We start from the raw sequence: 18755 nt of genomic DNA, 5'->3' as shown, positions 1-18755 counted from the left end.
CGGCACGGGCGTGCCGTCCGACGCTCCGGGCGCAGGCGTTGCGCGCCATCCGACGGGCCCAGACCGCGGAGGATGCCGCCGTCCGCCCGCTCAGCCCTCGTGGGCGTCCGCGGTCTCGACCTCCTCGCGGGTGATCCCGAGCAGATAGAGCACCGCGTCCAGGAAGGGCACGTTGACGGCCGTGTCGGCGGCCCTGCGCACCACGGGCTTGGCGTTGAAGGCCACCCCCAGCCCGGCCGCGTTCAGCATGTCCAGGTCGTTGGCCCCGTCCCCGATCGCCACGGTCTGCGCGAGCGGCACCCCCGCCTCCGCCGCGAAGCGCCGCAGCAGCCGGGCCTTCCCCGCCCGGTCCACGATCTCGCCGGTGACGCGGCCGGTGAGCCTGCCGTCCACGATCTCCAGGGTGTTGGCCGAGGCGAAGTCGAGGCCCAGGCGCTCCTTCAGGTCGTCGGTGACCTGGGTGAACCCGCCCGAGACCACACCGACTTGGAAGCCCAGCCGCTTCAGCGTACGGATCAGCGTGCGCGCGCCCGGGGTGAGCCGTACCTCCGTGCGCACCTTGTCCACCACCGACGCGTCCAGGCCCGCCAGCAGTGCGACCCGGGCGTGCAGCGACTGCTCGAAGTCCAGCTCTCCCCGCATCGCGGCGGCCGTGACCCCGGCGACCTCGGCCTCGCAGCCCGCGTGGGCCGCGAACAGCTCGATGACCTCGTCGGTGATCAACGTGGAGTCGACGTCCATCACCACCAGGCGCTGCGCCCGGCGGTGCAGTCCGGCCGAGACGACCGCGACGTCCACCCCGATCTCCGCCGCCTCGGTCGCCAGCGCGGTCCGCAGCGGCTCCGTCTCACAGCCCGACACCGCGAACTCCACGGCGGTCACCGGGTACTTGGCGAGCCGGTGGATACGGTCGATGTTGCCGCCCGTCCCGGTGATCCTGGCCGCTATGGCGGCCGTGCACTCCGCGGTCAGCGGATGCCCGAGCACGGTCACATGCGAGCGGCCGCTGCCACGCGGCCGGTTGTCGCCGAGGCCCGAGATGATCTCGGCCTGGAGTTTCAGCGAATCCGCCCAGCCGTGCACGGTGGCCCGCAACTCGCCCTCGGTGCCGGGGGCCGGCTCGGTGACGAGTGCGCACAGGGTGATGCGCCCCCGTGTGACGACCTGCTCGATGTCGACCACGTCGACGGAGAAGGCGGCGAGGGTGTCGAAGAGCCCGGCGGTGATGCCGGGGCGGTCCTTTCCGAAGATCTTCACCAGCAGGGTGGGGACCTCGGACGTCTGCGGGGGCTGCGATGCGCTCATGGTGCTCCCCACGGTATCGGGCACTCCGTGCCATGCGCCGCCCCGTCCCGCGTACCGGACAGCCGGCGGCCCTCCCGGCCGAGGCGGGGCGCGGGCGGCGCCGGGGTCGCCGAGTGGCCGACGGCCCGACGGCCGCCGTACGGGGGGACGGAGGACGGGGGGACGGGGGGCGGCGGGTATGAGGGCACAGGGGACGGCGGGTGTGAGCACGCTGGCGCGACGAACGCCCGGCGGCTGCCCGAGCGGTCACCTCCCGCCCGCGGGAGCGCCGTGCCCCATGGGGCACGGCCCGGCCGATCTGCGTCATCGGTCCACCTCCTTCGACCCGCGGGCCCGGGAGACGCCCGTCCCAGCGGCGACGTGACCACACGGGCTGACGTGACCACACGGGTCGACGTGACCACACGGGCTGACGTGACCACACGGGCCCGCGGGTTCGGCAGTGCTCGACGCGGCGGAGGCGCCGCTCCCCGGACCGCTCCCCGGACCGCTGTGCGTCGCTGTGCGTGAGGCGCGTCACGCGGCTCACCGGGGCCGGTGGGAGGCGCGGCCCGCGGCGGCGTCCTTCGGCCGCGACACCTGGGCGACGAGGAGGAGCACCACGCCGCAGGTGGCGACGAGGATCCAGCCGGGGCGGGACGCGTGTGCCAGCTCCGCCGGCCCGGCGGCCGTGACCAGGCCGCCGGCGAGAGCGATGCCGAGGGCGGAGCCGAGCTGCCGCGCGGTGGAGGTGATCGCCCCGGCCACCCCGGCACGGGCGGGTGGCAGTCCGTTGACCGCGGCGTTGGTGATCGGGGCGTTGGCGAATCCGAACCCGATGCCGATGAGCGCGTACGCGGCCAGCAGCACGCGCACGTCGGTGTGCGGGGTGAGCCCGACCAGGCAGAGCCCGCCGGCCGTGAGGAATCCACCGGCGAGGAGCAGCGGCAGCCTCGGGCCCGTGCGGCCGACCATCCGGCCGGACCAGGGGGCGCAGACGGTCGCGCCGACGGCCAGGGGCAAGGTCGCCGATCCGGCGGCCAGCGGCGTCCACTGCCGGGTCTGCTGCAGGTAGAGGGTGCTGAGCAGCAGTGTCGTGCCGAGGGCGACGAAGACCGACACCGCGCCCACGACGGCACCGCTGAACGCCGGGTTCCCGAAGAGCCGCAGATCCATCAGCGGCTCGCGCCGGCGCGACTCGACCCACACGAATCCGGCTGTCGCCACGGCAGCGCATGCGTACCCCGCCAGTGCCGCGGGCGACGTCCAGCCGATGCGCGGCCCTTCGATCAGGACGCCGACCGTGACGGCGAGGACCACGGCCAGCAGGACCTGGCCCGGCAGGTCGAGCCGCCGGGCCCGCGGTGCCCGGGACTCCGGCACGAACACCGCGCTGAGCAGCAGGGCGGCCGCGATGACGGGCGCGTTGATCCAGAACAGCGCCCGCCAGTCGAGCGCTGCGAGCAGCGCGCCGCCCGTCACGGGACCGGCCGCCAGGCTCAGCCCGAACACCGACGCCCAGATGCCGATCGCCTGCGCCCGTTCCCTGGGGTCCGGCATCGCGTTCACCACGATCGCGAGCGCCACGGGGCTGAGCATCGAGGCTCCGACGCCCTGCAGGGCGCGGGCCGCGACGAGCACTCCCGCCGACGGGGCGAGCGCGCACAGCAGTGAGGCCGCGCCGAACACGGCCAGCCCGCACTGGAACACCCGGCGGCGTCCGAAGCGGTCCGCCAGTGCGCCGGAGGAGATCAGCAGACCGGCCAGGACGAGGGTGTAGGCGTCCACGATCCATTCGAGACCGCGGGTGCCGACGTCCAGGCCGCGCCCGATGGCCGGCAGCCCCACATTGACGATGGTGGTGTCCAGGCCCACCAGGAACATGCTCAGGCAGCAGACGGCCAGTACGGTCCAGCGTCTGCGCGCACTCGGCACGGTACGGACGGGGTGTGTCGTCGCGGTCACGGTCTTCCTCTGACGTGCGGGGACAGGGCCCGGCAAGGATCGGCCCGGGCGACGGCCGCCGCCCACCGACTTTGCGGGGACTGCAAAACTTCATCCATGACCACGGGATCCAGGGACGGCGGGCACGGGCACGGGGAAGGCCGGCAGGGGGACGGAACGGAGCTGGCGCGGATTCTCGACGGCATCGGGCCCCGGTTGCGCGGGCTGCGCCGGGAACGGGGGCTCACGCTCGAGGCACTCGCCGCGACGACCGGCATCTCGGTCAGCACGCTGTCCCGGGTGGAGTCGGGCAAGCGGCGCCCGACTCTGGACCTGCTCATCCCGCTGGCACGGGCGCACCGCGTCGCACTCGACCAGCTGGTGGCGGCACCGCCCAGCGGTGACCCCCGGGTGCACCTGCGGCCCCTTCACCGGGAGCGCGGGAGCGTCCTCGTGCCCCTGACGCAGTACCCGGGCCGAGTGCAGGTCTTCAAGCAGGTACTGGCCCCCCGCCCGCCGGAACCGGTCGTCCACGAGGGATACGAATGGCTCTACGTCCTCGCCGGTCGGCTGCGCCTCATCCTCGGGTCCGAGGAGTTCACACTGCGGCCCGGCGAAGTGGCCGAGTTCGACACCACCGAGCCCCACTGGTTCGGCCCCGCGGACGCGACCAGCGTGGAGATCCTGCACCTGTTCGGTCCGCGAGGAGACCAGGCCGTCATGCGCGCCGGACCGTCCACGCCGGCGCCCCACGGCCCGGAGGACGAGGGCCGCCTTCACCAGGCCCGGTTTTCGGATACGGGACCGTCCCTGGAATAGTTCCTCACGACGTTCGCCATCCCCGGATGCCCGTCGACGGGGGCAGCTCGGGGGACAACTAGGTGGGGCATGGAGTGCCGGAACTCGTACTGGAATTGAACGGAAGGACTTGGACCCTCGATCCGTCCAGGTCGTACACCCTGGGGCGGGACCCTCAGGGTGACGTGGTGATCGACGACGCCCGGGTGTCGTGGCGGCACGCCACGATCAGCCGGAGCGGACGGAGTTGGTTCCTCGAAGACCACGGCAGCACCAACGGCACGTATGTGCAGGGCCGGCGTGTCCACCGGCTGGAGCTCGGCCCCGGCTCCGCGGTGCACCTCGGCAACGCCACCGACGGCCCGCGGCTGAGCCTGTCCGGCGTCGAGGCCGGCGCGTACAGCGCACACGGAGCCGCTCCGCAGCAGGCCGGTACCGCCCCGTCGGGGCAGCAGGGCCCCGCCCACCCCGCCTACCAGGACCCCGCCCACCAGGACCCCGCCCACCAGGACCCCGCCCACCAGGGCTGGGCTCGGCAGCAGGCGCAGCAGGCGCAGCAGGCGCAGCGGCGGCGGCCGTCCGCCGCCGAGGTGCCGCACCAGCAGGGTCCCCGCGGCCACCAGGCCCGTGAAGCGCCGTCCGGCCCCGCGGGAGCCCCGCCGGCGCACGGCGACCGCAGCCCCACCACGTTCCACCAGCTGTCCCTTGGCCGGGTGGTGCGCATCGGCCGTGCGCTGGAGAACGACCTGGTGGTCTCCGACCTCCAGGTCTCCCGCCACCACGCCGAGTTCCACGTGACGCCCGACGGCCGTTTCGAGATCCGCGACCTCGGCTCGCACAACGGCACCTACGTCAACGGCCAGCCGCTCGCCAAGTCCGGCACCGCGCTCATCGGCCCGAACGACACCGTCGGCGTCGGCCACTCCACGTTCCGCCTCGTCGGCGACCGCCTGGAGGAGTTCGTCGACACCGGCGAGGTGACCTTCTCCGCCCGTCATCTCACCGTCACGGTCGACGGCGGCAAGGAGATCCTCGGGGACGTCTCCTTCGGCGTCCCGGAGAAGTCGCTCATCGCGGTCATCGGCCCCTCCGGGTCCGGGAAGTCGACCCTGCTCAAGGCCCTCACCGGCTACCGCCCCGCCGACCGGGGCGATGTGCTCTACGACAACCGGAACCTGTACAAGCACTTCGCCGAGCTGCGCCAGCGCATCGGTCTGGTCCCGCAGGACGACATCCTGCACAAGGAGCTGACCGTCATGAAGGCCCTCACCTACGCGGCCAAGCTGCGATTCCCGGCGGACACCACGGCGGCCGAGCGCGAGGCCCGCGTCGACGAGGTCCTGCGCGAGCTGAAGCTCGACCTCCACAAGGGCAAGAAGGTCACCTCCCTCTCCGGGGGCCAGCGCAAGCGCGTCTCCGTCGCCCTGGAACTGCTGACCAAGCCGTCGCTGATCTTCCTGGACGAGCCGACCTCCGGCCTCGACCCGGGCATGGACCGCGACGTCATGCAGTTGCTGCGCGGCCTCGCCGACGACGGACGCACCGTCCTGGTGGTCACCCACTCGGTGGCCGAGCTGGCACTGTGCGACAAGCTGCTGGTGATGGCGCCGGGCGGCTCGGTGGCGTACTTCGGGCCGCCGGAGGAGGCGCTGAACTTCTTCGGCTACGAGACCTGGGCCGATGTGTTCTCCGCCTTCGAGAACTACCGCGACTACGACTGGGCGGGCCGCTGGAAGGGCTCGCAGCACTTCCAGGTGTACGCCGCGGACATCGACGCCGTCGCCGCCCAGTCGGTGCACATGCCGCCTCCCCAGGCGATGCGGCCGCCGAAGCCCCAGGGGTGGTTCTCCCAGCTCGGCACCCTGATGCGGCGCTATGTCTCGGTGATCTCCTCCGACCGGGGCTTCCTCGCGCTGTCGGTGCTCGTGCCCTCGGTCATCGGCGCGGTGAGCCTGCTCATCGATCTGGACAAGGGGATGCTGCCCAACGGCGTGAACCCGCAGACCGGCAGGATCGTCCCGAACGGCACGGCCACCACGGTGCTGCTGATCCTCGCGGCCGGCGCCTGCTTCGCCGGCGCCGCCAACTCGATCCGCGAGCTGATCAAGGAACGGGTGATCTACGAGCGGGAGCGGGCGACCGGCCTGTCACGCTCCGCGTATCTGATGTCCAAGGTGATCGTCCTCGGCATGATCACCGTGTTCCAGGGCGCCCTGGTCGGCGCCATCGGCTTCGCCGCCCGGGAGATCCCCGAGGAGGGGCTGGTCCTCGGCTCGGCCACGCTCCTGGAACTCTCGCTGCCGATCATGGCGCTCGGCTTCGCCTCGATGATGTTCGGCCTGGTCATCTCGGCGCTGGTGAAGACCGCCGAGAAGGCCATGCCGCTGCTGGTGATGTTCGCGGTCGTCCAGCTCGTGTTCACCGGCTGCCTGTTCACCCTCAACGGCACCATCGGCGTGAACGAGTTCTCGTATCTGATGCCGTCCCGCTGGGCGGTCGCCGCGGCCGGCGCCACCCTGGACCTCAACAGGATCAGGCCCGACCAGGACGACCCCGGCAACACCGACCCGCTCTGGGACCACGAGGCCGGGGCCTGGGGCCTGGACATGGCGGCGCTGCTGGCGCTCGGCGCGCTGTGCGGCTTCCTCGTGGCCCGCTTCCTGCGCCGCCATGAGCCGGAGGTCATGCGCAAGTAGCGGGCTCCCGCGGCCCGGGTGTCCACGCCGCACCGGTGGAACGCGTGGCGGCGGTGGAATGCGTGGCGGTGCCGGCGGTGTGGCGGGACCGGTGGTCCCGCGCGGGACCGGCGGTGTGGCGGGACCGGTGGTCCCGCGCGGGATGCGCGGCGCCGGCGGCGCGGGCTTCACCGGGCTTTACCGGGGCGCGCAGGGCAGGGACGACGCCGGAGGGCGGCACCCGCAGCGGGTGCCGCCCTCCGGCGTATCGGTGGCGCGGGTGCGGCCCGGCCCGCGTCCGTCAGTAGGCGCTGTTGACGTTGTCGATCGAGCCGTAGCGGTCGGCCGCGTAGTTGCAGGCGGCGACGATGTTGGCCACCGGGTCGTACTGGTCCTTGGCGGTGCCGGGGACGTGGTAGGCGTCGAAGGTCGGCTTGATGACCTGGAGCAGGCCCTTCGACGGGACACCGTTGGCGGCGTTGATGTCCCAGTTGTTGATCGCGCGGGGGTTGCCGCTCGACTCACGCATCACGTTCTTGTAGATGCCGTGGTAGGTGCCCGGGATGTTGTGCTTCTTCATGATGTCCAGGGCCTCGCGGATCCAGCCGTCCAGGTTGTTGGCGTAGACCGGCTTGCGGGCGGCGGCGCGGCTGGCGGCCTGCTCCAGGGCGCGCCCCTTGGCGGCGGCCTCGGCCTTGGCGGCGACCGCCTTCGCCTGGGCGGCGGCCTTGACCTGGGCGGTCTTGGCGTTCGCGGCGGCCTCGGCCTCGGCGGCGACCGCCTTGGCCTTGGCGGCGACCGCCTTGGCCTGGGCCGCGGTGAAGGCGTTCTGCTCGGCGATGCCGGTCTGCAGAGCGGCGGCCTTGGCGGGGTCGACGGCCGCGGACCAGGTGACCTCGGAGGCCGGTGCGGCCTGCGTCCCGGTACCGGCGACGGCGCTGCCCGGGACGAGCGAGAACGCGAGGGCGGAGGCGCCTGCGGCGGCGATACCGGCGATCGAGAACTTGTGGGTCTTGGACATGCGGCGGGAGCCGGGGGTGCGGGACGCGGACATGCGAGACGTACCTCTTCGAATAGCGGAAGTCGCTTCGGCCGGGCGGCGCAGCGCCTGCTCGGCGGCGACGGACGCAATTCTTAGCGGCAGCAAAATCCTGTGGCAACGGTGTGACGTACGACCCCGGGTAGTGGAGCTGGAAGACCCAAAATCGGACAAGTTGCGCAGTCTGCACACTCTGGCCTGCTCACATGTCCTTTATGTAGCCACTAGCGTGCTTCGTAAGTGATGTGGGTCCTATGTGCGGGGTCACACCGCACCCCCGGCACTCTCACCATCCGTTGCTTCCGCAATGCGTTCAGTGAGTGTCCTCGCTCGGGAGGAGGAGATGGACGTCGCCGAACTCGTGCCAGAGGTAGCGGTGCCGCAGCGCCTCCGTGTAGCTGCGGGTGAGCGCCTCGCGTCCGGCGACCGCCTCGAGCATCAGCAGATGGGAGGCCGCGGGCTCGTGCAGGCCGGTCAGCAGGCCCTCCACCACGCGAACCCCCCGCGCGGGTGTGACGACGAGATCCGTCCAGCCCGCCGCCGCACGCACCGCGCCGTCCGGCCCGGCCGCCGACTCCAGCGCACGCACCGCCGTCGTGCCGACCGCCACGATCCGACCGCCCCCGCCCTCGCACCCGTCCCGGCCCCCGCTCCCGTCTCCGCCCCTGCCCGCGCCCCCGTCGGCCCGCCGGCCCGCACGGGCCGCGTTCACCAGCCACGCCGTGGCCGCCGGCACCTCGAAGCGCTCCGGGTAGGGCGGCTCGTGCGCCTCCGCCGAAGCCACCCCCGTGTGCAGCGTGACCGGGGCGAACCGCACCCCCCGCCGCACCAGCTCCGCCACCAGGCCCTCGGTGAAGGGGCGCGCCGCGCTCGGCATCTCGGCCGAGCCGGACCCGTCCGGCGCCGGCAGGGCGAACACCGTCCGATACGCGGAGAGCGGCTGGTCCCGCTCGGTGTAGCGGTACCGGATCGGCCGGCCGTAGCGTGCCAGCAGCGTGGGCACGTCCACCGACACCACCGCCCACCACAGCCGGGGTGAGCCCTCGACCAGCGGCTCCCGCGGCACGAGCACCCCGCCCCCGGGCAGCCGTATGCGCGCCCCCGCCGGGCCTCCCGCCCTCGGCAGCGTGCTGCCCGCCCCGTCCGGCGACCGCAGCTCCACCGCCCACAGCCCGCCCTCCGAGGCCGCCCCGGAGGGCCCCGCGTCACCCCGCGTGGAGAAGTGGACGACCAGGCGCTCCCCGCCCAGCCGCGCGTTCACCGCCGCGGGCAGGGTCGCCGAGGTGTTCACCACCAGCACGTCCCCGGCCCGCAGCAGCCCGGGCAGCTCGCGGAACGCGTGGTGCGCCACGGCCGTGCCGCGCGACACCATCAGCCGCACGTCGTCCCGTCCCGCCCCGCGCTCCTCCGCCGGGACCCGCGCCGACAGCCCGTCCGGCACCCGCAGGGCCTCCAGCACGTTCATCGCCCGGCCGCCGGCACCGCGGCGGAGTAGCGGCCGCTCGGCGGCCGCTCGTCCAGCAGCCGGAGGAACCCCGGCACCACCTCGTCCGGCGCGGGCCTCGGGCCGTCGTCGCCCGGCACCGCCGCCGCGTACAGATCCGTGCGCATGTCGCCCGGGTCGACCGCCCACACCCGCAGCTCCGGCTCCTCCACCGCCAGCACGGCCGCAAGCCGGTCGAGCGCGGCCTTCGACGCCCCGTAACCGCCCCAGGTCTCGTACGCACCGGTCGCGGCGTCCGACGAGACCGCGACCACCGCGCCCGGCGCACCGGCACGCAGCAGCGGAAGCGCCTCCTGTACCAGCCCCAGCGCCGCCACCGCATTGGTCTCCAGGGCCGCCCGCAGAGCGTCCAGCCGCAACTCCTCCAGCCGCACCAGCGGCTCGGCACCCAGCGCACTGGCGTTGCTGACCAGCAGATCGAGGGAACCGCCCAGTTCGCGGGCCGCGGACACCAGCCCGGCGCGGTGCCCCGGGTCGGTGACGTCCCCGGGCACCGCCGCCACCCGCGTCCCGTACCGGCGCAGCTCCCCGGCCGACGCCTCCAGGACCGGTGCCGTCCGCGCGTCCAGCACCAGATCCCAGCCGCGCCGCGCGAGCGCGGCCCCCAGCGCGTACCCGAGCCCCTTCGAAGCCCCCGTGATGATCGCGACCGGCATGGCACACCCCTCACTCGTCCCGCGGCGCCGTTACCGACACCGCGCCGACCTTCCGTATGCCGTCCAGGCTGTCCCGGCCACCGGCTCCGGCGCCTCGTTCCCGCGCCCCTACCGCCCCGGGCACTTCGACCTAGGCCCCGGGACCGGTCCCGCCGCCGTCCACAGGCCGATACGCACCGTCACGGCACCCCGGTACGGTGATCCCATGAGCCATCGACCGAGTTCCGGCCTGGCCGCCGTGAGCACCGCGCTGCTCGCGATGAGCAGGCACCTCGAGGTCCGCGACGTCCTCAAGACGATCGTCGCGTCGGCTCGCGAGCTGCTCGGCGCGGAGTACGCGGCGCTCGGCGTCCCGGACGACCACGGGGGCTTCGCCCAGTTCGTCGTCGACGGCGTCAGCGACGAGCAGTGGCGGGCGATCGGGCCGCTCCCGCGCCAGCACGGCATCCTCGCCGCGATGCTGAGGGACGCCGGGACCGAGCGGCTCGCGGACGTGCGCAAGGACCCCCGCTTCGGGGGCTGGCCCGCCGCCCATCCCGAGATGGCCGACTTCCTGGGCCTGCCCGTCAGGGACGGCGACGAGACGATCGGAGCGCTTTTCCTCGCCAACAAGCGGTGCCCCAAGCCCGAGGGCGTGTGCGGGTTCACCGAGGAGGACGAGGAGTTGCTGTCGATCCTCGCGCAGCACGCGGCCATCGCCCTCACCAACGCCCGGCTGTACGAGCGCAGCCGTGAACTCACCATCGCCGAGGAGCGCTCCCGCCTCGCGCACGAACTCCACGACGCCGTCAGCCAGAAGCTGTTCTCCCTCCGGCTGACCGCACAGGCCGCGGCCCGCCTGGTGGACCGCGACCCGGGCCGGGCCAAGGGCGAGCTGCAGCAGGTGGCCGCGCTCGCCGCCGAGGCCGCCGACGAACTGCGTGCCGCGGTCGTCGAACTGCGCCCCGCCGCCCTGGACGAGGACGGCCTGGCCGAGACCCTCCGCACCCAGGTCCAGGTACTCGACCGCGCCCACAGCGCCCATGTCACCTTCGACAGCCGCGGGGTCCGCGCCCTGCCCGCCGCCCAGGAGGAGGCCCTGCTCCGGGTCGCCCAGGAGGCCCTGCACAACGCGCTGCGGCACTCGGGCGCGCCACGGGTCGCGGTCAGCCTCGCCCGCCGCGGCCGGGGCGCGGTCCTCAGCGTCACCGACGACGGCAGCGGCTTCGAGCCCGGGGCGGTCCGCACGGCCGGTCGCCACCTCGGCCTGGTCTCCATGCGCGACCGGGCGAGCGGGGTCGGCGGAAGACTCACGGTGGAATCGGCGCCCGGCATGGGCACCACGGTCGAGATGGAGGTCCCCGGTGGCTGAGCGGGAGAGCGGAGACCCGGCGCGTCCGGGCGGCGGGGCGGCGCCGGCGGAGGGGCGGGCGATCCGCGTGCTGCTGGTGGACGACCACCAGGTGGTGCGCAGGGGGCTGCGCACCTTCCTCGAGGTGCAGGACGGCATTGAGGTCGTCGGCGAGGCGGGGGACGGGGACGAGGGAGTGGCCCGCGCCGGGGAACTGCTGCCCGACGTCGTGCTGATGGACGTGCGGATGCCCGGCACCGACGGGATCGAGGCGCTGCGCAAGCTGCGCGCGCTCGACAGCGCCGCGAAGGTGCTGGTCGTCACGAGTTTCACCGAGCGGCGCACGGTCGTGCCCGCGCTGCGCGCCGGCGCCTCGGGCTATGTGTACAAGGACGTCGACCCCGACGCGCTCGCCGCGGCGATCCGCTCCGTGCACGCGGGGCATGTGCTCCTCCAGCCGGAGGTGGCGGGCGTGCTGCTGGCCCAGGACGAGCCGGGCGGCGGGCAGGGGAGGGGCACCTCGCTCACCGAGCGGGAGCGGGAGGTGCTCGGGCTCATCGCCGACGGCCGCTCCAACCGGGAGATCGCCCGGACCCTGGTCCTGTCCGAGAAGACGGTGAAGACCCATGTGTCGAACATCCTGATGAAGCTCGATCTCGTGGACCGCACCCAGGCGGCGCTCTGGGCCGTCCGGCATGGCCTCTCCGGCTGAGAACCGGGCTGATCGGAACGTTTCGGCAGGTCACCCGGCCGGGTCGCTCGACGGGGCGTCCGAGCGGGGAACCGGTCCGGTGCCCTCCGGTGTGAGATTCATACCGTCGTGTGTATGTCGCCCACACGGCGTATCCCGGACGCGTCCCGGGCGTTCTCCAGGGCGAGCCGCGGCGGTCCCGCCGCGGTGACGCCTAGGAGGATCCCGAAGTGAAGAACCTGAAGAAGGCCCTCGCCGTCTCCGTGGTCGCCGGCGGCATCGTCGCCGCAGGCGCCGGAGTCGCGTCCGCCACCAGCGCGCACGCGGACGGCCACGCCACGCACTCCCCGGGCGTCGGCTCCGGCAACCTGATCCAGGCGCCGATCCACGTCCCGGTCAACGCCGTCGGCAACACGGTCAACGTCATCGGCGTCCTGAACCCGGCCTTCGGCAACACGGGCGTCAACGGCTGAGCGCGCCGCCCGGCTCTCCGGCAGCGCCCGACGGACCCCGGACCGTGCCCGGGGTCCGTCGGGCGCCCGGCCCCGCCGCGCCCCGCCAACGGGCCGCCATCGCGCCGGGCCCCGCCGCGCCGCTCCCGGACCGGGAGCACACCCGGCGGCTTCCAGCGGCTTCCGGCCGCTTCCGTCAGCGATCCGCCCGGCGCTCCAGGTCCTCCACATAGGCGTTGTACGCCGCCACCCGCGCGCGCCGCGCCACCCGCTCCACCGGACGCAGAGCCGCCCCCCGGGCCGACATCTCCGACGCGCTCATCGCCCCGCCGTGACCGTTGCCGTACGCCAGGGACAGCAGTAGACCGATCCGCTCGGCCAGTTCCAGCACACGCGCCGCCCGGGACGGGTACCCGGGCGCGAGTACCTCGCGGGCAGCCCGCGGCTCGGCCCGCGCCCGGTACGCGCCGAGCGCCGCCTCGGCCACCGGCCCGGAGGCCGCCACGTCCAGCCGCGACAGCACCTCCGCAGCCTCCCGCAGCCCTTCCGCGAGCTCCCGTTCCGCCTCGCCGAGGGAGGGGACGTCGGCGGGCGGGGCCTCCCGCACCGGCAGGCAGTGCCAGACGACATCGGCGTGCACATCGCCGTCCGGACCGGCCTCGCGCACCTCGGGCACCAGGCCGTACGCCGCCCCGTGGCAGACCACCGCCTCCCGCGCCTCCAGCGCCCGCGCGTTGAACTCCGGCGGCCCGCTCAGCCCCAGCGGATGCCCGGGCGCGGGCAGGGCCACCCGGAACCCCCGCACCCCGGCCGCGCGCAGCCGCCCCAGCGCCAGCGTGAGCCCCACCGGTCCGTTCTCGCCGGGGAGTCCCGCCACGCGGTGCACCGCGTCCTCCCCGACGATCGCGGTCGCTGCGTCGTCCGGCGATACGAATCCGGCCGAGAGGGCGTTACCCCAGGCGGCCAGGCGTCCTGAACGTGGTTCCGAGAGCATGGACCCAGCCTAGGTACCGGACCCGGGGCAGGAGCACCGGGCGGGTGGCGTAGGTTTACCTGGGGAGCCGTGCCCACAGGCGGGCAGAGCCCGAGACCCGACGACCGAATGGGGAGACAACGCGCTCATGAGCGATGTACTGGAGCTGGTGGACGTATCCGTGGTCCGCGGAGGACGTGCTCTGGTGGACGACGTCTCCTGGTCGGTCAAGGAGGGCGAGCGCTGGGTGATCCTCGGCCCGAACGGCGCCGGCAAGACCACCCTCCTCAACCTCGCCTCCAGTTACCTGTTCCCCACCACCGGCACCGCCACCATCCTCGGCGACCGGCTCGGCGGCGTCGACGTCTTCGAGCTCCGCCCCCGCATCGGCATGGCCGGCATCGCCATGGCCGACAAGCTCCCCAAGCGCCAGACCGTCCTGCAGACCGTCCTCACCGCCGCGTACGGCATGACCGCCACCTGGCACGAGGACTACGACGCCGTCGACGAGCAGCGCGCCCGGGCCTTCCTCGACCGCCTCGGCATGTCCGGTTACCTGGACCGCACGTTCGGCACCCTGTCCGAGGGCGAGCGCAAGCGCACGCTCATCGCCCGCGCGATGATGATCGATCCCGAACTGCTGCTGCTCGACGAGCCCGCCGCCGGCCTCGACCTCGGCGGCCGCGAGGACCTGGTCCGCCGCCTCGGCCGGCTCGCCCGCGATCCGTACGCCCCCTCCATGATCATGGTGACCCACCACGTCGAGGAGATCGCGCCGGGCTTCACCCACGTTCTGATGATCCGTCAGGGGAGGGTGCTCACCGCGGGCCCGATGGAGACCGAGCTGACCTCCCGCAACCTCTCCCTCTGCTTCGGGCTCCCGCTCCTCGTCGAGCGCAACGACGAGCGCTGGACCGCCCGGGGGCTGCCGCTCTCCTGACAGGCGCCCCGACAGCGCCCTGTCGGGGCGGCGTTCGCCCCTTTACCATGGCCCCGTGGACATCGACGCATGGGTGTGGTGGCTCGTCGCGGCGGTCGGGCTCGGTATCCCCCTCGTGATCACCGCCATGCCGGAACTCGGGATGCTCTCCGTCGGCGCGGTCGCGGGAGCCGTCACCGCCGGCCTCGGCTTCGGCGTGGTGGCGCAGGTGGTGGTGTTCGCGGCCGTCTCGGTCGCGCTCATCGCCGTCGTACGGCCCATCGCCGCACGCCACGGCAAACAGCGCCCCCATCTCGCCAGCGGGGTCGACGCGCTGAGAGGCCGTCAGGCGGTCGTGCTGGAACGGGTGGACGGAGACGGCGGCCGGATCAAGCTCGCCGGCGAGATCTGGTCGGCGAGGGCCCTCGACGCCTCCCGGGCCTTCGAGCCGGGGGAGCAGGTGGACGTGGTCGAGATCGACGGTGCGACGGCCGTGGTGATGTGACACCCGGGTGACGGTTCATCATGATCATGTGACGTAACCTCACCCATGACCGCCAGCGGTCTGGGAAACTCGATCATCAGAGACTCATCCGGCAGCGAAGGGCACGGGAAGCACGATGCCATCGATCATCATCGTTCTGGTCATTCTGGTGGTGCTGGTCTTCATCGCCCTGATCAAGACGATCCAGGTCATCCCCCAGGCCAGTGCCGCCATCGTGGAGCGGTTCGGCCGCTACACGCGCACCCTCAACGCGGGGCTGAACATCGTGGTGCCGTTCATCGACTCGATCCGCAACCGGATCGACCTGCGTGAACAGGTGGTCCCGTTCCCGCCCCAGCCGGTGATCACCCAGGACAACCTCGTCGTCAACATCGACACCGTCATCTACTACCAGGTGACCGACGCCCGCGCGGCGACCTACGAGGTGGCCAGCTACATCCAGGCGATCGAGCAGCTGACCGTCACCACCCTCCGCAACATCATCGGCGGCATGGACCTCGAGCGCACCCTCACCTCCCGCGAGGAGATCAACGCCGCCCTCCGCGGCGTCCTCGACGAGGCCACCGGCAAGTGGGGCATCCGAGTCAACCGCGTGGAACTCAAGGCCATCGAACCCCCCACCTCCATCCAGGACTCGATGGAGAAGCAGATGCGCGCGGACCGCGACAAGCGCGCCGCCATCCTCACCGCCGAGGGCATCCGCCAGTCGCAGATCCTCACCGCCGAGGGCGAGAAGCAGTCCGCCATCCTCCGCGCCGAGGGCGAGGCCAAGGCCGCTGCCCTGCGCGCCGAGGGCGAGGCCCAGGCGATCCGCACGGTCTTCGAGTCCATCCACGCCGGGGACCCGGACCAGAAGCTGCTGTCGTACCAATACCTCCAGATGCTCCCGAAGATCGCGGAGGGCGACGCCAACAAGCTCTGGATCGTGCCCAGCGAGATCGGCGACGCGCTCAAGGGCCTCTCCGGCGCCATCGGCAGCTTCGGCGGACCCCTCTCCGGCAACGGCGGCGGCAACGGCGCGGCAGGCACCGGCGGCAGCGGCCTCCCCCGCCAGAGCGGTGGCACGGAGCGGCGCGAGCAGCCCCCGATCGACTGACCGCCCGGCCGGTCGTGCATGATCGGTGCGGCCCCTCGACCTCGACGGCGGGGAGGCGACGCACCGAACATGTGAGGAGACGGCCTTGTCCATCTGGGAAGCGGTCGCGATCTTCGTGGCGGGCACGGCGGCGGGCACGATCAACACGATCGTCGGCTCCGGAACCCTCATCACGTTCCCGGTACTCCTGGCCACCGGGCTCCCGCCCGTCACGGCCACCGTCTCGAACGCCCTCGGCCTGATACCGGGGTCGATCAGCGGAGCCATCGGCTACCGCGCCGAACTCGCCGGCCAGCGGCGCCGCATCCTCCGCCTCGGCCTCGCCGCCCTGGCCGGCGGTCTCGCGGGCGCGATGCTGCTGACCCTGCTGCCGCCGACGGCCTTCGAGACCGTCGTCCCGGTCCTCGTGACGCTCGCCCTGGTGCTCGTCGTGCTCCAGCCCCGGATCTCCGCCGCCGTCCAGCGCCGCCGTGAACGCCGCGGAACCGGTGCACCGCACTCCGACGGCGGCCCCCTCCTCCTCACCGCCCTGCTGGCCGCCAGCGTCTACGGCGGCTACTTCACCGCCGCCCAGGGGATCATCTACCTCTCCCTCATGGGCATCCTGATCGACGACAGCCTGCAGCGGATCAACGCCACCAAGAACGTCCTCGCGGCGATCGTCAACTCCGTGGCCGCGCTCTTCTTCCTCTTCGTCGCCCACTTCGACTGGACCGCCGTCCTGCTCATCGCGGTCGGTTCCGCCATCGGCGGCCAGGTCGGCGCGAGGATCGGCCGCCGGCTCCCGCCCGTGGCACTGCGGACCTTCATCGTGATCGTGGGGACGGCGGCCGTCGTCCAGCTCGTCCTCCGCTGAGGGCGCACGGACGCCCGCCACGAGGAGGCGGGCTTCCCGCTCACCGGTGAGCCACCCGGGGCCGGGTGGCCTCCGCGCCCGGCCCCCGGTGCTGTCCGAGCCGGCTCTCCCGCCGTTCCGGGTACCGGCCCGGGCGCCCTCTCAGGGGTGCCGTCTCAGGCCGCCGACGTCAGCGGGGGCCGCTCTGCCGCGTGACCGCCGTGCAGCCCGAGCCACTCCGGCAGCGACGACCGCTCACCCGCCCGGAGCGCGAGCAGCATCGCGTCCGCCGGCGTCGGCACGAACGGCTCGTGCAGCAGCGGCATCCCGGCCTGCTCCGGGGTGCGGTCCGCCTTGCGGTGATTGTCCTCGGCGCAGGAGGCGACCGTGTTCAGCCAGTTGTCCGCACCGCCCCGCGACCGCGGCACCAGATGGTCCACGGTCGTCGCCCGCCTCCCGCAGTAGGCGCACCGGTGCTGGTCCCGTACCAGCACACCCCGTCTCGACCACGGAGCCTGTCTTCGGAACGGCACCCGTACGTATCTGCAGAGCCTGATCACCCGCGGCACCGGTAGCTCCACCGCGGCCGCGCGCACCCGCAGCGCGGGGTGGGACTGCTCGACGACGGCCTTGTCCTGCAGGACCAGCACCACCGCCCGGTTCAGCGTCACCGTCGACAGCGGCTCGAAGCTCGCGTTCAGTACCAGTGTGTCCCGCATGGTGCCCCACCTCCCGTGTGCCGGCCGGCCCTTGTGCCGGGCGCTGGGCCTGGACCAACTCTGGCCGGACGCCCCGTGACGGACAACGCAATATCCGCGCATCACGAAAGATGCCCGCTCCTGATCTCTCCAAGACCGGGAGCGGGCAAACAACGGGCTGACGCCGACGCGGCCCTAGCCGCAGTTCTCGTACTCGCCGATCAGCTGGGCACGGGCCAGTGTGTGGAACCGCAGATTGAAGCCCACCACCGCGGGCGACGCGTCCTCACCGGGACCCAGCTTCCCGGAGTCCACCGCGTACACGGTGAACACATAGCGGTGCGGACCGTCACCGGGCGGCGGGGCCGCGCCGCCGAAGTCCCTCGTCCCGTAGTCGTTGCGGACGTGCACGGCGCCCTCGGGCAGACCCTCGAACTTCCCGCTCCCCGCACCGGCCGGCAGCTCGGTCACCGACGCCGGGATGTCGAACAGCACCCAGTGCCAGAACCCGCTGCCCGTCGGGGCGTCGGGGTCGAAGCACGTCACGGCGAAGCTCTTCGTCTCCGCCGGGAAGCCCTCCCACCGCAGTTGCGGGGACGTGTCGCCCGCCGAGTGCACCTGGGCGTCCCGCAGGACACCGCCGTCCTCGACGTCGGCACTCGTCACGGTGAACGACGGCACCTGCGGATGGAAGTCATGAGGCAGCGGAGCCCTCTTCGCCTCGGACACGTCTGAACCTCCGTACTCGGGAGTCCTGCGCTTGCGATCGCGCGCTTGCGGTTCCGAGACTAGAGCCCTACAGCCAGTTGCGGCGGCCGCCGACCTCAGCGAGCCACTGGTTGAGGTAGGCGGCGTGGTCCGTCCCCCGGAAGTCGTGCAGGTCCACCGTGAACGCCCGGTACGAGTCGCTGCCCTCGCTGAACAGTCCCGGCTTCTTGTCCATCTCGAGCACGACGTCCATCTCGCGGTCGTCGGCGATGAAGGTGACCTCGACCTGGTTGAGCCCCCGGTACTGCTGCGGCGCGAAGAACTCGATCTCCTGGTAGAAGGGCAGCCGCTGGCGCGTCCCGCGGATGTGGCCGCGCTCCATGTCCGCGCTCTTGAAGCGGAAGCCCAGCTGGATGAACGCGTCGAGAACGGCCTGCTGCGCCGGCAGCGGGTGCACGTGGATCGGGTCCAGGTCGCCCGAGTCCACGGCGCGTGCGATCTCCAGTTCGGTCGTCACGCCGATGTCCATACCGCGCAGCCGCTGGCCGGCGATCGACGTGATCGGCGTCTCCCAGGGGATCTCCAGCCCGAACGGCACCACGTGCACGGCGCCGGCCTGCACCTCGAAGGCGCCTCCGAGCCGCTGCC

The 18755-nt window shown here is 72.9% G+C and carries 18 protein-coding genes (1 of these 18 cut by a window edge); 9 read left to right on the top strand and 9 right to left on the bottom strand.

Going from position 1 to position 18755, the window contains the following annotated elements; translation table 11 throughout:
- Positions 1 to 90 precede the first annotated feature (90 nt).
- Both serB and DDQ41_RS05465 read right to left on the bottom strand, forming a co-directional pair.
- Entirely contained in the window at positions 91 to 1305 is a 1215-nt protein-coding gene (gene serB / locus DDQ41_RS05470; protein WP_109293458.1) for a phosphoserine phosphatase SerB, read from the bottom strand.
- Between the two features lie 525 nt (positions 1306 to 1830).
- On the bottom strand, positions 1831 to 3249 hold the full coding sequence (locus DDQ41_RS05465; RefSeq protein WP_109293457.1) for an MFS transporter: 1419 nt from the start codon (positions 3247 to 3249) through the stop codon (positions 1831 to 1833).
- Between the two features lie 96 nt (positions 3250 to 3345).
- Here DDQ41_RS05465 and DDQ41_RS05460 point away from each other — a divergent pair, with 96 nt between their 5' ends.
- Positions 3346 to 4047, top strand: a complete 702-nt coding sequence (locus DDQ41_RS05460) for a helix-turn-helix domain-containing protein (protein ID WP_109293456.1) — start codon at positions 3346 to 3348, stop codon at positions 4045 to 4047.
- Between the two features lie 74 nt (positions 4048 to 4121).
- Positions 4122 to 6722 (top strand): FHA domain-containing protein, encoded by a 2601-nt coding sequence (locus tag DDQ41_RS05455; protein ID WP_174720260.1) that lies wholly within the window; start codon positions 4122 to 4124, stop codon positions 6720 to 6722.
- 280 nt (positions 6723 to 7002) lie between these two features.
- On the opposite strand, the gene DDQ41_RS05450 is transcribed toward DDQ41_RS05455, so the two are convergent.
- The 3 genes from DDQ41_RS05450 to DDQ41_RS05440 form a co-directional block, all read right to left on the bottom strand.
- Positions 7003 to 7755 carry a transglycosylase SLT domain-containing protein gene (locus tag DDQ41_RS05450; RefSeq protein ID WP_109293454.1) on the bottom strand — a complete coding sequence of 251 codons (753 nt, stop codon included), beginning with the start codon at positions 7753 to 7755 and terminating at the stop codon, positions 7003 to 7005.
- Between the two features lie 298 nt (positions 7756 to 8053).
- Positions 8054 to 9205 carry an S-adenosylmethionine:tRNA ribosyltransferase-isomerase gene (locus DDQ41_RS05445; RefSeq protein ID WP_109293453.1) on the bottom strand — a complete coding sequence of 384 codons (1152 nt, stop codon included), beginning with the start codon at positions 9203 to 9205 and terminating at the stop codon, positions 8054 to 8056.
- Positions 9202 to 9900, bottom strand: a complete 699-nt coding sequence (locus tag DDQ41_RS05440) for an SDR family NAD(P)-dependent oxidoreductase (protein ID WP_109293452.1) — start codon at positions 9898 to 9900, stop codon at positions 9202 to 9204. Before DDQ41_RS05440 ends, DDQ41_RS05445 begins: the two co-directional genes overlap by 4 nt.
- Before the next feature lie 205 nt (positions 9901 to 10105).
- Between DDQ41_RS05440 and DDQ41_RS05435 the strand changes: the two genes are divergently transcribed.
- The 3 genes from DDQ41_RS05435 to DDQ41_RS05425 all read left to right on the top strand — a co-directional run bounded on the left by DDQ41_RS05435 (position 10106) and on the right by DDQ41_RS05425 (position 12394).
- The gene (locus DDQ41_RS05435; RefSeq protein ID WP_109297552.1) at positions 10106 to 11251 is read left to right on the top strand and encodes a GAF domain-containing sensor histidine kinase; all 1146 of its coding nucleotides are present in this window, start codon (positions 10106 to 10108) and stop codon (positions 11249 to 11251) included.
- Entirely contained in the window at positions 11244 to 11942 is a 699-nt protein-coding gene (locus DDQ41_RS05430) for a response regulator (protein WP_394342125.1), read from the top strand. The genes DDQ41_RS05435 and DDQ41_RS05430 overlap by 8 nt, the downstream gene beginning before the upstream one ends.
- 209 nt (positions 11943 to 12151) lie before the next feature.
- Complete coding sequence (locus DDQ41_RS05425; RefSeq protein WP_109293451.1) at positions 12152 to 12394, top strand: chaplin; 243 nt, start codon at positions 12152 to 12154, stop codon at positions 12392 to 12394.
- Positions 12395 to 12569: 175 nt separating this feature from the next.
- Here the strand turns inward: DDQ41_RS05425 and DDQ41_RS05420 are convergent, their stop codons facing one another.
- Positions 12570 to 13367: a hypothetical protein gene (locus tag DDQ41_RS05420; protein WP_109293450.1), complete on the bottom strand. Its 798-nt coding sequence runs from the start codon at positions 13365 to 13367 to the stop codon at positions 12570 to 12572.
- Positions 13368 to 13494: 127 nt separating this feature from the next.
- Between DDQ41_RS05420 and DDQ41_RS05415 the strand changes: the two genes are divergently transcribed.
- The 4 genes from DDQ41_RS05415 (at position 13495) to DDQ41_RS05400 (ending at position 16722) form a co-directional block, all read left to right on the top strand.
- Positions 13495 to 14286: an ABC transporter ATP-binding protein gene (locus DDQ41_RS05415; RefSeq protein ID WP_109293449.1), complete on the top strand. Its 792-nt coding sequence runs from the start codon at positions 13495 to 13497 to the stop codon at positions 14284 to 14286.
- Positions 14287 to 14341: 55 nt separating this feature from the next.
- On the top strand, positions 14342 to 14770 hold the full coding sequence (locus DDQ41_RS05410) for an NfeD family protein (RefSeq protein ID WP_109293448.1): 429 nt from the start codon (positions 14342 to 14344) through the stop codon (positions 14768 to 14770).
- Positions 14771 to 14885: 115 nt separating this feature from the next.
- The gene (locus DDQ41_RS05405) at positions 14886 to 15866 is read left to right on the top strand and encodes an SPFH domain-containing protein (protein WP_109293447.1); all 981 of its coding nucleotides are present in this window, start codon (positions 14886 to 14888) and stop codon (positions 15864 to 15866) included.
- An 85-nt stretch (positions 15867 to 15951) separates the two neighbouring features.
- Positions 15952 to 16722, top strand: a complete 771-nt coding sequence (locus tag DDQ41_RS05400) for a sulfite exporter TauE/SafE family protein (protein WP_109293446.1) — start codon at positions 15952 to 15954, stop codon at positions 16720 to 16722.
- A 155-nt stretch (positions 16723 to 16877) separates the two neighbouring features.
- Here DDQ41_RS05400 and DDQ41_RS05395 read toward each other — a convergent pair whose 3' ends face one another.
- The 3 genes from DDQ41_RS05395 to DDQ41_RS05385 form a co-directional block, all read right to left on the bottom strand.
- The gene (locus tag DDQ41_RS05395; protein ID WP_109293445.1) at positions 16878 to 17420 is read right to left on the bottom strand and encodes an HNH endonuclease; all 543 of its coding nucleotides are present in this window, start codon (positions 17418 to 17420) and stop codon (positions 16878 to 16880) included.
- Positions 17421 to 17594: 174 nt separating this feature from the next.
- A complete protein-coding gene (locus tag DDQ41_RS05390) occupies positions 17595 to 18128 on the bottom strand; it encodes a YbhB/YbcL family Raf kinase inhibitor-like protein (RefSeq protein ID WP_109293444.1) in 534 nt (177 codons plus the stop codon).
- Between the two features lie 67 nt (positions 18129 to 18195).
- Positions 18196 to 18755, bottom strand: partial view of a sporulation protein gene (locus tag DDQ41_RS05385; RefSeq protein WP_109293443.1) — the 3' portion only. It continues 223 nt past the right edge of the window; only the last 560 of its 783 coding nucleotides appear in the window; its start codon lies beyond the right edge, outside the window; it ends in the stop codon at positions 18196 to 18198.

The organism is Streptomyces spongiicola (genome assembly GCF_003122365.1).
Taxonomy (GTDB): Bacteria; Actinomycetota; Actinomycetes; order Streptomycetales; family Streptomycetaceae; genus Streptomyces; species Streptomyces spongiicola.
The sequence above is the reverse complement of the archived record's forward strand: the minus strand, read 5'-3'. Positions and strand labels throughout refer to the sequence as shown.